Raw genomic sequence first — 15,198 nt, forward strand, 5'->3', positions numbered from 1 at the left:
CTATTTCCCCCCTATCGCTAATAACAGTTTTTGTGTCGTGATAAGTAAGGGAGGTAATATCAGTAGGGTGATCCCAATAAAATAAAGATCCATCGGGTTACTTTGCCCCCAAATCGCCCACCCGCCCTCTTGGGCCAGTAATATTTCCAAGACAATCCCAGTGATAAGATAAATAATGAAGCTACTGAATGTCTTAACCAAATTACGTAAGGCAAAAACACGACCGTGATAGATTTTCGGCACAATGGTTTGCCATAACGTTTGCATTTTAATAATGCTTATTCGCATCGTGATAAAGCTGATCGCAATACAAGCCACTGAGACATAAGCATTTTTTATCTGCGTCAATACCACAAAGCCTATCGCAAATAAGAATTCCAATAACAACAATGGCATATGTCGCAATATAGCAGGCTTCCATGCCGACATCAGACTGACGATCACCATAGAAACTCCGCCGATAGACATCATGTAGCCTGCATCTGCGACAGAAAAATAGGTTGTAAAATAAGGAACAATCGTAATTAGCGTTCCACCAACCAAAATTGACTTAAAAAAGGTATACCCGATCATATACGTCATTTCTGGTGATGCTTTAACCAAACGAACACATTCCATATCAGGAAAAATGGCTTTCCAATTCAACTTAGATAATATGCCATCATCGTGCGGCAGAAACTGTACCGCTTTTACCCTAAACAATAATCCTGCGGCGAACGCACTTACCATAAAGGTTAGAAGATCAACCGTCAGCACCATGCCCAGGCCATAGTGAGAGAACAGAAACGCGCCAACAACCGGAGCAAGCATTTGTGGCAATGAATCGCTAAGACTGCCCAACGCATTTGCCCGATTTAATGAAGATTGTGGAACCAGCCGAAAAACCAGAGTGCTGTAACAGTCAATCTGCAACGCGGTCAGCACGCTGGTCAGGGCGATATACAGATAGACTACGATGGAATTGATATAGCCAAAATGATTGCACAAGAGCACAATGGCTAAGGCCAAACCCGCAATCCCTTCGGTTAGTAACAGCACCTTGCGTTTATCGTAGTGATCAATCACATAGCCCACTAACGGCATCAGTAAAAAGGCCGGAAGCACTAATACTAAATACATATTCGTGTAAGCCATGACTGACATTTGTTTCTGAAGCAGCCATAATCCGAAAGCAAATTCCGTCAATTCACTGCCAAATATCGACACAGCTATGCCAATCCAGAGCGGATAGAATCCCTGTATGCCCTTCATCCAACAATTCCCTTTTTGTTACGACGACGAGCCTGTAATACAGGTTTTTCTTTTCGCCCGGCTATCTGCTTATGGCTATCCGGCACGAATGCTTGTGATACAGACTCTTCTTTGTTCACAACCAATGCTGAATCTATCCATTCGATCAGGCTAGCCAATGTTGGACAAGCCATAAACTCCGGCAACTTAAGGGTGACTCCATGCTCTTTTTGCAATGCAGATAAGATCTTGATCGCGGTTAACGAATCCCCGCCCGACGCCACGAAACTTTCGCCCATATCCAGTTCACGTTGCCCAAGATGAGTCATCAACAAACGACCTGCCGAATGGTTAAGATACTGTAAAGGATCATTAGGTACAGTTCGTTCCGGCAAAGGAAACTGCTTTATCGAAACTTTGCCGTTGGCAGTTTTAGGGAATTCAGTCAGATAGACGATGCGATGTGGTTGCATATAATGAGCAAAATTACAGCTAATGAACTGGCGGATCCGTTCACTTAATTCTTTTTGTACAACTTTGTCGGCCTGAGTTTTCACATAACAAAGCAATTTTGTTTCTGCCACAGGAATACGCGAATCAATCACGCTGTTTGTCGTCAGTACAACTTGTTCGATTTCTTCCCACTGACCAATGGCACTTTCCAGCTGGGTTGGCTCAATGCGATAACCTCGCACCTTGATCTGAAAATCTGTTCGACCAAGAAAAGACAGACATCCCTGTTCATCCATGCTGACCAAATCACCGGTTTTGTACATAAGTGGTGCTGTCTGGTTACAAATTTCGGCAGGGATATAAGGATCAACGACATATCTGGTGGCTGTCAGAGTGTCATTGCCGTAGTATCCCTTCGATACCAGCGGGCCACCAATATACAGTTCACCAGGCTCACCGCGGGGCACTGGCTTGCCTGATTCGTCCAGCACATAAAATCCGGTATTGGCTAGCGGCCTCCCAAGCGGCACAGTTTCTCCCACCGGTGTATCCCTAGTAATCACTGAATCCGTAGCGGTAATAGTGGTTTCAGTTTGGGCGTAAGCATTGGAGAAAATTACCCCTTCAGGTACGAATTTCTGCCACTTTTTCAACGTCTGTGGATCAACTTTTTCAGTTCCCACTAAAATACGCCGTAAGTGGGATGGGTAATCTATGGCAGGATCTTCCAAACTATCCACCCATCCTTGCCAATAGGTAGACGGTAAATCGGCCAACGTAATCTGTTGTTCAATCAGCAATTGGTTGAAATCAGCAAACGTATTTGGCGGGGTATCACCGAAAAATACAACCCTGCCTCCTGCGTTCCAAACAGGAAAAAGTTCCTCAAGAACGATATCCCAGCACAAATCGGTAAATTGAAGCATCCGATCTTCCGAACAAATCGCCAGATATTCCCTCATCATCAAACAGTGATGGGCGATAGCCCCATGAGAGTTCATCACGTTGTTAGCATTTTGGGTACTTCCTGAGGTACAGGTAATATAGGCTGTTTGCCCCGCAGGTATTACTTTTCCCGGATTTTGCAGTAACGCGGTATCCCCCGAGGCAACCCCACATTGACGTAGCAATATCCTTTCATCGTAAAAGTTGAAATACCGGACATGAGATAGCGTTTTCAGCAACGAAATATGGGCAGAGTTTCTCACCTCATTACCGTCATTTAAGCCGCCATAATCCCCATCAAGCAGGGCAAATCGCGGAGTAAGTTCTGAGAGCAAGAATTCGACTTGGGTAAACGGTAGCTTCTTATCAATAGGAACGTACACGCCCCCCGCTTTCAGTACTGCTAATACCGAGATGGCTAAGGGTATCCCACGACGTACACTGATAAAAACAGGCTCTTCTGGCTGTAAACCTTGTTGCAGAAAATGATGTGCCAATGCATTTGCCTGTCGGTTCAATTCGGCAAATGAAAGCTGACGCTGTCCTTCTTTCAAACTGGCATCGATTAATGCACATGCCTGTGGATCATCGGCGGCTTGCCGTTCAAACAAGGCATGGATTGGTGCCTTGTACAGAAAATCCCTCCGCAACGGCCCAATGGCAATAGAGGGTGTATCCAGCGAGTTCAGATAAGTGACAATATCAGCCAGTGTCAGTGCATCCCTCTCCGGGGAGTTAATGAGATAATCCAGTAACTGACCCAGTTTACCTGACAGCGTTTTGATTTGCGCCTTGTTGTAGGCTTGTGCTGCATATTCCCAATGTAAATACAGATCGTGCTCGCTCTGAAATACATCCAAAGACAATTGACCAACAATGTAGCGTTTGGGGTTATCCAGTAACAAAGACCAACTGCCACTTTCATTAAACTTAAGTTTACGGGGACTGAAATTGAAGTCGTAATTAAGATAACGGTTTACCATTTCCGAACGATGCCCCAGGCTGCAATTCTGTACCGTCAAATCTTCAATCGTGACATCCTGGTTAGAAAAAATATCCAACAATTGTTCACAAGTAAGGTCAAGATACTCACTGAAACGTTGTTCACCATTGCAAGTATTTACCCGAACGGGCAACATTGCCGTCGTCAAGCCCACCAGATTGTCGAAATTGTCAAAGTTACGCCCGGATACCGAAGTAGACATAACAAACTGGGATTGTTTGAGTATCGTACCCAGAAAAATAGAGTAGACGGTATACATCAGCATGTAAGGAGTCACACGCTGTTCAGCCGCATAAGCCAAAATCTTAGTCGTCAAGTCAGCTGGCAATTTCTCAAGATAAAAACCGCCCGTCGTAAGTACATTCCCTTCTTCTGTCAGCACGACAGGAGCCGATACGGGTAAATTTGCCAAATCCCTCTGCCAGCCAGACAGGTACTTGTGCCAGAATGATTTCTGGTGAATAAAATCCGGGGTCTTTTTGAATGCGGCCAGACGCTCCAAATAATCATGATACTGACAGGCTGGAGGCAAATCGCCAGCGCCATGATAAACAGCCACCAGCTCATCAATTAATACATCCAAAGAGACACCATCAACAATAGCATGGTGGGCAACCAAAAAAATCATATCCACACGGCTGTGGTTAAGTGCATGTTGTGCTAAAGGTGTCTCACTCCATAATGGCAGAGCTAAATCAATCTGTGCTACATGCACCCTAAACATCGGCCCACGATCAAGCGCAAACTCTTCATCCAGACAACTTTGCCGCCATTGTAAAAACTGTTCTGGTGAATCCATGATCGCCGGTTCAGTACGTATTGCGGCATGATGATCAAATTGACCTGTCACCGTTTTAAAGGTTTCAGGACAAAAAACCTGGCGCAATTGTTGGTGACGATTGAACAAATACTCAATGGTGCTGTTTAAACGATGCTGCTGCAATCCGTCTGTGATCACATACTGAACGAATTCATTGTAAGATTTTGATGCCGCCGGATCGTACCAACTGGACATCGCCAAATTCTTCTGCATCCTAAATTCGGGTACGACAACGTTCACTGGCGCTTTTGATTCTACAGGTACGTTCAGCAAGCGGGGTTTGGCAGAAATCTTCTCGATGGTTTTTTCAAAAGCATCGAAACATTCATTTAACACGTTATCATCATGAGCTGTAGAGAGGAAACAGGTACGCCCTTCCCAGGTATAAACCCCATTCATTAACAAGTTATGGAAAAATAGTTCGTGTGTTTTTTTCTGACTGAACTTGAATAATGAGCCAAAGTTCGCAACTTCTATACCGCAATTTGCTGTAGTGAACAGCGCATTGAGCCGCTCAACAAAGCCTGAGGTTCTGTCATTCAAATCAGTTTGTAATGCAGGCCCCATCGTTTTCATATGTAATAACGTTGCCTCAGCTGCGGCCATCGCCAGCGGATGTTTACAAAACGTTCCGGCAAAAAAGGTGGTCTCATTGGGTGGATAAGACGCGTCACCAAATTGCCAGAAACCCCCATCAAGGTAATCCATTATTGCCGCATCGCCAGCCAAAACACCGATAGGCATACCACCCCCGATGACTTTGCCATATGTCACCAAATCAGCCTTGACCTGATAGTAATGTTGCGCTCCTTTTGGGTGATAACGAAAACCAGTAATGATCTCATCGAATAGCAATACCACATTCTGCTGTGCCGTGATTTTTCGTAACGTCTGAATAAAAGATTTGGGCCGTAGGTTGATATTGCGCGATTGGACGGGTTCAACCATGACCATAGCAATTTCATTTCCGTGAGCGGTAATATAGTCTAGGCTTTGTTGTTCGCCATAATTGAGTATCACTATATCCCGCCCTAAATCTTCAGGAATGCCGCTAGATTGAGGGAATATCTCTCCCTCTCTCATTCCTCCCATAAAGAGGATTTCCGTATAGTGACCATGGTAGGCATTATTGAAGATAACGATCTTCCTTTTCCCGCTAGCAGCCCTGGCTACGCGACAGGCAAGCATAATTGCCTCGGTGCCTGAATTGGTGAAAGCCACTCGCTCAACACCCGTGATTTCAGCGATTAAATCCGCGACAACCATACCAGACTCATCAAGCGGCCCGAGATGAAAACCACGTTGAAGCCTTTTTTGTAAAGCCTGTTGGATAAAATCAGGATTATGCCCAAAAAAGTTGACGCCAAACCCCATCGCAATGTCAATAAAGACATTGCCGTTCAGATCAGTAAAATGTGCTCCTTTTGCGGTTTTTCCCACAATCGGATAACACAATTCTTTGAGCTTACTGTTGAACTGAATCGAGTTGCGGTTATCACAGAGCACCCTCCGATATTTCTGGATAGCCGCTTTTGATGCACTGGTTTTCGCGTTGTAATGCTGAATAAATGCCGTCGTTTCAGCATCACACTGTACAGGCTCGGCAGTATCAACGGGTTTGTAGGTAAATTTGGCTTTTTCACCAGATGTCACTAATGGCTCGCTAACAACACTCTCTTTAGATGAAAGGTTGTCTGATGTTGAAATTAAAGTGGGATCTGGCCGCTGAATGGCGGCGGGGGGCTGGTCACCAGTCGTCGGAACAGCGCTTCCTCCCCCAAGATATTGCAACACTGCCAACTGCTGTTGGAATAATTGCTGCATGGCGTTTAATTGGGCAGCCATAATGCCGTGTTTAATCTCCATGCCTGGGCTGTTGCTAATAACAGTCTGATTTTCGCGGCCAGTAACAATCTGTTTGTTAGACATCATCGCCGAAGGCGATACAGAGGGTGATAACGATATTGTTGGCGGCGTTAGAACATGCGCTTGTGGCTCCGGCTCTGCTATTGGCGGTATCGGCACAGATACTGTCTGTGGTTGATTGCTCAAGTTATCAATCGAAGCGGGTTGTGCCTGCCTGCTAACAAAATTAGCAACCTTATCAATAGTCGATAATCCTTTAAAAAACTTTCCAATACCAATATCGACACCATATTGGGATTTAATGTTGTTTTTCAGTCTAATCAATGTGAGAGATTCAATACCCAGTGCCAAAAAGTCAGTATCGGTAGGCACATGTTCACTTGCTAATTCTGACTGTAACCAACTTTGCAGAGAGTGTTTAATTTCATTTGGCAATTGAGTCATTATGTTACATTCCCTTCATAATTTCTGATTGGGCCTGGAAGATAGCGTTCATACAGTCAATTTGTTGTTGCATGATGGCGAGAGGCTCACGCTCAGTCAGGTTGAAATGTTCGTCAGGTTTTTGTTGCCTTGCCCCATTCGATGACGGAGCGATGGTAGTTCCCGTAAACCAGTAGTCTTCTGTCAATAATTTTCTTGCTGGTAATAAGGCGGGTTTAGGCGTGAATGGCGCATACATCGCCAGCCAGTCTCTTGGTGAACCAGATAAATGCTCACTGGCTAACACTGCCACTAAATCACAATAATTGAGCTGCTGGTTTTTCTGAGAAGGACAACACGCTGAGGCCAGATGATATTGTGGAACTTCATCGAGCAACGCGCCGATCATACCTTTGGGGCCAATCTCAATGATCTTCAGCCCTGCCATGGCAGTTAATTTATTCAGGTTATAGCGGAACAGTACACGACCTAACATATGCTGTTGCCAATATTCTGCCGTAGCGAAACAATCCGTTTCCGGTTGCCCCGTCAGATTAGACAAAATGGGTATATCTGCTGCCTTAAGGGGGATATTGGCGAGAAATATTCCAAATTCTTGGGCTGCATCCGTCATCATTGGAGAATGGAATGCCCTATTGGTATTGATAAAGCGAGAATGGAAACCATGCCGCTCTAATTGCGGCTGGAAATGCTCAAGCACACTACGTGAGCCACTAATAATTGTATTGGTTTCACTATTTTCGACAGCAATAGTCAGGCCAGCACACCACTCCGCGCCATTGTCTGTTTTAACAGACTCAATTAAGGTGCCAAGTTGCTCAGCCGAACCGTTCACCATCATCATGGCACCATTGGAATCACTCGCCTCCATCAGTTGGGCGCGTTTAATGATGATCCTAAGCCCCTCTTTCAATGAAAATACATTGGCTATACAGGCCGCAACATATTCGCCAAGACTATGGCCAAGCAGAATATCGACATGCCCGATAGCGGGGCGCAGGCATTGGTACAATGCATACTCGAAAGCAAATAAAATCACCTGTGCAAATTCGGTACGATGGATCGTCTGTTCATCCACCTGCTCAGTCAGCAGATGTTTTACCTCCACCTTTGGCTGCCCGCTTTCATGCGTTATTTCAGAACACAATTGATCGATGTGATCGAGCCACTGTGCAAATTGCCCATTGTGCCGATACAACTGTTCCGCCATTGCCACCGATTGGGTTCCCTGTCCGGCAAAAAACAATGCCAGGGTTGTCGTATTATCCTGGCTGCTGGCTGCACTGGCACGATAACCAACAAGCTCCCCACTGGCTATTGCAGATAACTGGTCAATCAATTGTTCAGTGCTATTTACCCCCAAAGTACAAACAACCGGTAGCACTGTGCGTTGAGCCAGCGCCTGACAGAAATGCATTAGGACAAATTTTTGTTGCATCACTTGCTGTTGCACATAAGTTAATAAACGGGTGGCAACAGCCTGGAGATGAGCTTGATCACATCCACTCAACACACAAGGCAACGTTTCGCTTATTTGTTCCGCATCAGAAAAAGGAGGGTTGCCATTACTTTTAATGACTACATGCGCACCCGTTCCTCCCATACCAAAAGCACTGACAGCCAAACAACTTTTTTCAGCAGGTAACGGTTGTATTGTCGTAGGGATCGCCAGTTGCCCTTCGGCCAGCGAGATTCGGGGATTCAATTGGCTAAATGCTGCCACTGGTGGTGCCATTCTGTGCTGGTCAATCAATAGTAATTTGATCAACCCGGTAATACCTGCTGCGGCTTCAAGGTGACCTATATTGGCTTTAATAGCCCCAAGATAACAGGGAGTCTGCATTTTTTGGTCATGAAAACAAGCGCTAATTCCAGCCAGCTCGATAGGATCCCCCAAGCGCGTGCCGGTGCCATGTGTTTCGAAATAAGCGATATCACTCGCTTTTACACCTGCATTCTTCCAACACTGCTCCAATAACCGTTGTTGTGAAAGCGGATCGGGCGCTGTAATGCCGTTACTACGGCCACCATGATAAACCTCAGAAGCCAGCAGGATTGCCTTGACATCATTTTTATCACGCAGGGCAAGATCATGGCGTTTAAGGATCACGACCCCTGCGCCCTCGCCCAACACGGTTCCGTTCGCCTCGGCATCAAAAGGGCGGCATATTCCATCACTGGACAACACTTCCAACTGGTTCATTTCCCTAAAATGAGCCATATCCAATTGCAGGTGTACTCCTCCGACAATGGCAGTATCACATTCTCCCCGTTCAATACTCAGACGCGCTTGATGCAATGCCACCAATGATGATGAGCACAAGGTATCGACAATTAATGAAGGTCCCCTTAAGTCCAGAAAATATGACAATCGATTGGCGCATATACTATTCTGATTGTTAATTGCACTACTCGGATAACCCTCTTCTCCCGTCTCCGTTTGGTAATCCTGTAACAATTGCCGATAACCATTTTGGCTGATACCGATAAATACACCAGTTCGGCTCTCCTTCAGGTCATCTAAGCTCAGGTTAGCCTGTTCAATGGCTTCCCATGTCACCATCAACAATAACCTGTGTTGGGGATCCATCAATCGGGCGTCTTTGGGATTGATTTGAAAGAAGCTATGGTTAAATTGACGGATATCGTTGCAAAATGCCCCACTTAATTGGATGCCTTTGGCTGCAAATTCTGCCAACAACGTAGCCATAAAGGGGCGATCGTCAGGGCAACGACTAAACATACTTTTGCCTGCAAGCAAGTTTTCCCATAACTGCCCGCAATCCTCTGCGCCGGGAAAACGCCCTGCATAGCCGATAATCGCCACATCGGCCTGATCTTGTCCTGACAGCATTTTTTCTGTGGTATTGGCCTGGCGGAAAATTTCCTCCGTCGTCCGTGTCACTAATCTTTGCCAAAGTTGATGGATTGACGAACTGGAGAACAGCGCTATTTCTGTGACGATTTGACCACTAGCCTGGCTTAAGCTCTCCGCCAATTGAACTATCGTCAATGAATTATAACCAAGGTCAAGCAAGGATCTCTGGGCATCATCACCTGACAGATTTTGTCCCCTGACTTGACCAATGATGTGTATAAACGTTTCCCAATTAATGGGTTCTGCCAAAAGGTTATTCTGGGAGATAATGGAAGAAACAGGGTGATTGGCTGAAATTTTCAGAAATGAATGGCATGCCGGATTTAAATTGAAAGATCTCTCAGTGTCATAGAGTGCATCAAGCACAGCACGGTAATTTTCTCGCACGGTACGCTGGGAGACTTTAAATGATGGCGTGATTTCACCTTTATCAGCAGACAGTGGTGTTTCGGTGATCGCAACCGCTATCAACTTGTGGGAAATTTCCGTTACCTGATGATTGTGCTGCTGCAAGACCTGTAAGATATATTCCCGCAAACGTGGTGAATGCTGGAGTGTACAATCCTCACTTAACGTCTGGCGACGAAGCTCAGGATTGATAAACAATAACGCTGTGACGTATGGCCTTTGCTCAATCTCAATAATGGCATGGCTAATAATATCGGTCTTAGCAAACAAACTTTGTTCGATAGTATCACTGGAAACCTTTTCACCATTGGACAGTTTCCTGACTGCATCTAACCGCCCCAATAGCACCAGTTCTCCATTAACCATTTTGCCGAGATCGCCAGTCCTGAACCATTGTTGCTTGAAACAGCGCTGGGTCGCAGCTTCATCAGCATAATAACCCAACATAACATTCGGCCCTTTAGCCAAAATCTCCCCAGTTTCTTCATCAATACGGAGTGTCACATTAGGTAAAGGACGGCCTACACTGTTCGGTTCTTTACTGTCTAATCCCTTGAGTGTCAGGCAAGGGCTTGTCTCAGTCAGCCCCCAACCCTCAACGACCTGAATGTCACAACGGTTGAAATAATCGTCGATTTCCGCAGGCAGTTTGGACGCAGCAGAAAAGATCATTTGCAATGAAGGAACCACCTCGTGGTAAAAATTCGCTGAATCCTTCATCTTATTGGCAACCGCGGTCAGTATTTTCGGTACACTGAAAAACCGCGTCGGCTTTAGCTGGCTTAGGTTGGCGCATAACCGCGCAATATCCACCCCCCGGCTGTTATCAATATGTAATACGGCCTGACTAAAAATAGCTGTATATTTTTCAAATAAGCCACCAAAACTATGGTGCCACGGTAAATAACTGAGAAAAGATTGCGGGCCATCGAAATGCCATAACGCTTTCAGAGCTTGTTGCTGTGAAAGAATATTGGCCTGACTAAGCAATACTCCCTTAGGTTTCCCGCTGGAGCCTGAAGTGAACATCAAGCAAAAAGCTTGCTCTGCCTGCGTTGCCCGTAAATCTGTAATCAGCGAACTGTGTAATACTGCCCCAATCCCCTTATCACTGACCGTCTTATCCGCGGTAACTTGGTGAATGTCGCTATCAATGGTGGAAAAATCGGTAAAAACATTGGAAGGTTCCAATGTGATGACATGCCACGAAGAATTCCGCGGCAAGGACTGCACATGCTCCGCGGTTTCAGTAATAACTAAAATGGGTTCTGTCAGTGACAGACAATGGGCAATCATTTCTTCAGGATAACTGGCATACAGTGGGGTATAAATCGCCCCTTTAATCTGACAGGCAAATTCAATGGCCAATAACTCCCAGCGATTATGTGAAATTGTCACTACTCGTTGGCCACGTGCAACTTCCAGCTCACATAAGTAACGATAAACGCGAACAATGCTGCACAGTAATTGGCGCCAACTTAGCCGACGCTTAGATTGCATGTCGTTAAACCGTATTGCATCAACATCGCCAAGCGCTTTTTTCAATAACGCCAGAATAAGGATATTATCCGCGTCAAGCCCCTGTAAGCAGGCTTGCCATTGCTCGACAAAACACTCATTCTCTGTATTTTTGTTTTGTTTATGCATAACTATTAAGCCAAATAAAAAAATTACATATATACAATCCATACAGGCTTTTGTTTCATTTTTTAACCTGGCAATTCATGATTAAAGAAAGCAAAAGCCTAATCCTTATGCTTAGATTTAAGGCAATACGTTAATGCGTCCAGGTAGCATCATGTGCTTGAAATCACGCAACCTTGTTAATATTTGGGTACGCTTCAACCAACGGTCAGTTCCGTCGTATTTAGGTTGATACGCCTTGCGGCCATGAGCACAACGATAATTATCAATAAAAGCAACTTCACCCGGACTTAAAACCAAATCAAATACCGCCGCCTCAGTTAATTCTTCCAGTTCGGCTACAGCCTCACGCTCTTCGTCATCCAATGCTTCTTTATCCAGATACAGTGGGTCATAGCGCATATGGATATTATCGCCACTGCCTGTAAGAATGGGACAGATGGTATAATTTTCATCACGCTCTTCCTTCGACAGGCAAGGTCGGTCATTAAAGATACGGAATTTATTTCTTTTGAGGAGGGTGAGCGTTTTCTCACTCAATTTGGAAAAATCCGGTATTGAGATACAAGTTGAGATTCGATAGTTGTTACGGATACACATAAAACCAAGATAATCCGCCCGATAGCCCAGGGAGGAATCTTCAGTATGCAGTAATAGGTTGACAGAGCCTGTCCCAAGTTGCTTACCGGCATCCTTTTTGATTGGGAATATCTCCTGAACCAGTTTTCCTTCCTGCAAATCAGAAAAACCTACCACATCACCACACAGGCTCGACATCAAACAACAATAATAGTCATAGTTGCTATTCGTGTTGTAAACATCCTTCCAATGATTTGGGGTTGGCCCTATGGTCCCTGACATATCAGGGTACCCCTTTATTACAGCCAATGGATAACCCTGGTTACGAAATCTTTTTAATTCAACACGCAATCGGGTTGGTAATGATTCTACCCATTCAGGCAAGGCGCTAACAAAATCTTGATCATCAGTAGAATGATAACGTTTTTGCAATTGCCCGATGAGGGCTTGAATTTCATTAACTTCTGAAGTTGACAATTCAATTGAATATATAGATGGGTTCATGGTTATTAATCCTCATTGTCATAAGTTACCGCAATGCAGTTGCTATCCTTTCAAATCCCTGTTCAATAGCATCCATTGACGCAGCAAAAGAGATACGTATATGTCCATGATAAAGACAGGCTTCTGCGGGGATTAGCGCGACCCCTGCATGAGTGAGCAAATATTCACATAATTGAGTTGCGTCACGATGACGGTCACTGAGGTATTTTTTAACATTCGGGAACAGATAAAATGCGCCATTAGGTAATTCACACTCAAAAAGTTCGCGGGCATATCGGTATGATAGGTCCCGTCGCTGTTTCAATATTTCCAGCCGCTCCTGATATAAATCCTTTGGCATCTCAAGTGCTGCAACAGCGCCATATTGTGCAAACGTACAAACGTTGTCAGTCATGTGGCCGTGCAGGTCAGAGACCCTGCTGACTAACTCAGGATGGGCAACCATATAACCAATGCGGTATCCCGTCATGGCAAAACTTTTGGAAAATGTTTGTACCGTTATAATGTATTCGTTGTCGTCAATTGCAGCTAAACTGTGATGTTCAACATCAAATACAATTTGTTCATAGGCTTCATCAGATAACACGAAAATCTGTTTCTCTTTAACAAATTGACACAATGTTTGTAACGCTGCTTTTGAGTAAACAGCGCCTGTCGGATTATTCGGTGTATTGATAATAATGAGTTTGGTTTTGTCAGTGATTGCCTGTTTGATTTTTTCTACATCCAGATCCACACCCATATTTTCAATTAAAACTGCTTTTCCACCGGCTAATTTCACGGCTTCTAAATAGGTTGCCCAACAAGGAACAGGAATAATGACTTCATCACCTGCTTCAATTACTATCTGTAGTATTTCATAAATAATTTGCTTTGAACCATTGGTCACTATGATATTTTCAGGTATCGCTTGAATTCGGTTATCTTCAAATATTTTCTGGCAAATTCTCTCTTTTAATTGAGGTTCACCATCAAGCCAACTATAACGGGTCTTGCCATCTATCAATGCACGAATAGTTTCATTGACAACAGTGGCACTGGTACTGAAATCCAACTCACCCTCATTCAATCCGATAATATCACGGCCTTCACTTTTTAGTTTAGTAACGATATCTGCCAGCCCTACCGTTACTGAGGCATTAATATTTTTTGATCTACTTGCAATGCGGGTTGAGAAATTTTTCTCTTGCATCATTATGAATATCTCTGTTAATTCACAGTTAAATTAATTAATCGATAGCCTTAAAGGGAATGATTTCGCCATGACTGTGTGCTTCGTCGCCATAATTCAATACAGAGGGGGGTTTAATATATTCAGTAATATCTAAATATTCTTGTTTATAATTCCTCGCAATAATGCGGCCATCTTCATGAGTATTGATATATTTTCGGTTAACAGCCAACTTGCCTAATGTCGTTGTAATCACATACTGAGGTACACTAAAACCTGTTTCGAACCCTACCAGGGCGTCCATAATCTCCTGCCCTTTCTCCAGAGTCGTCATGAAATGAGAAACGCCAGATACATTATCGCAATGGTACAAATAATAAGGACGAACCCTAATTCTCAAGAGAGCCTTAAGCAACGAGCGCATTGTTTCCACATCATCATTGATACCTTTTAACAAAACAGACTGGTTTTGTACTGGGATGCCATGTCGCAGCAATCGATCACAGGCAGCCGCCGCCTCTTCGGTCACTTCTTTAGGATGATTGAAATGTGTGTTAACCCAGATAGGATGATACTTTTCCAACATTTGACAGAATTTTTCTGTCACTCGCTGGGGAGCAAACACGGGATAACGGGTTCCAATACGAATGATGTTAATATGTTTGATGCTTCTTAGTCTCTTAATAATGGCTTCAAGAAATTTATCATAATGTATTAAGGGATCACCGCCAGTCAGGAGAACATCATCAATTTCGGGATGGCTCTCAATATAAGCAAAATCTTCTTCATATGATGCAGCAATATCTGCCCCAAAATAGGTTCCGTTAACATCTGTCGTATGAAACTTACGTGTGCAATGACGACAATAAACAGGGCAAGTATCGGAAACAAGTAAAACAATTCGATTTGGGTATTTATGGATCACTCTGGCTGTTTTAAGGTTTGAAGTATCGCCTACCGGATCATTATCAGAATTGTACTCTATGTTCATCTCTCTTAAGTGAGGAATCGTTTGCAATCGAATGGGGCAATTCTCGTCATACTTATCCATAAGCGAAGCATAATAAGGCGTGCTCTGCCATAAGTATTTTCCTTTCACAGCTTCAATCGCTTTCTTTTCTCCATCAGTTAACGCAATCCATTTACCTAAATCCTCAGATGTTTTAATTAAGTTACGTAATTGAAATTTTGGATCATTCCACTCCTCATGACTGAACGATTCTTTACTTAAGAACATATCATCTTCCTCATAT

General features: G+C 44.1%; 6 protein-coding genes. All 6 read right to left on the reverse strand.

Annotation, left to right across the window (positions count from 1 at the left end; genetic code table 11):
* The 6 genes from IQ209_RS00895 to blsG all read right to left on the reverse strand — a co-directional run bounded on the left by IQ209_RS00895 (position 1) and on the right by blsG (position 15,182).
* Positions 1-1,251, reverse strand: a complete 1,251-nt coding sequence (locus tag IQ209_RS00895) for an MFS transporter (protein ID WP_193848144.1) — start codon at positions 1,249-1,251, stop codon at positions 1-3.
* Positions 1,248-6,761 (reverse strand): aminotransferase class III-fold pyridoxal phosphate-dependent enzyme, encoded by a 5,514-nt coding sequence (locus IQ209_RS00900; RefSeq protein ID WP_193848146.1) that lies wholly within the window; start codon positions 6,759-6,761, stop codon positions 1,248-1,250. The genes IQ209_RS00895 and IQ209_RS00900 overlap by 4 nt, the downstream gene beginning before the upstream one ends.
* A gap of 4 nt (positions 6,762-6,765) precedes the next feature.
* On the reverse strand, positions 6,766-11,694 hold the full coding sequence (locus IQ209_RS00905) for a type I polyketide synthase (protein ID WP_193848148.1): 4,929 nt from the start codon (positions 11,692-11,694) through the stop codon (positions 6,766-6,768).
* A gap of 117 nt (positions 11,695-11,811) precedes the next feature.
* Positions 11,812-12,774: a TauD/TfdA family dioxygenase gene (locus tag IQ209_RS00910; RefSeq protein ID WP_193848150.1), complete on the reverse strand. Its 963-nt coding sequence runs from the start codon at positions 12,772-12,774 to the stop codon at positions 11,812-11,814.
* 25 nt (positions 12,775-12,799) lie between these two features.
* Positions 12,800-13,969: a pyridoxal phosphate-dependent aminotransferase gene (locus tag IQ209_RS00915; protein WP_193848152.1), complete on the reverse strand. Its 1,170-nt coding sequence runs from the start codon at positions 13,967-13,969 to the stop codon at positions 12,800-12,802.
* Between the two features lie 34 nt (positions 13,970-14,003).
* The gene (gene blsG, locus IQ209_RS00920) at positions 14,004-15,182 is read right to left on the reverse strand and encodes an arginine 2,3-aminomutase (protein WP_193848154.1); all 1,179 of its coding nucleotides are present in this window, start codon (positions 15,180-15,182) and stop codon (positions 14,004-14,006) included.
* Positions 15,183-15,198: the final 16 nt, after the last annotated feature.

The organism is Xenorhabdus sp. BG5, assembly GCF_015163665.1.
GTDB lineage: Bacteria > Pseudomonadota > Gammaproteobacteria > Enterobacterales > Enterobacteriaceae > Xenorhabdus.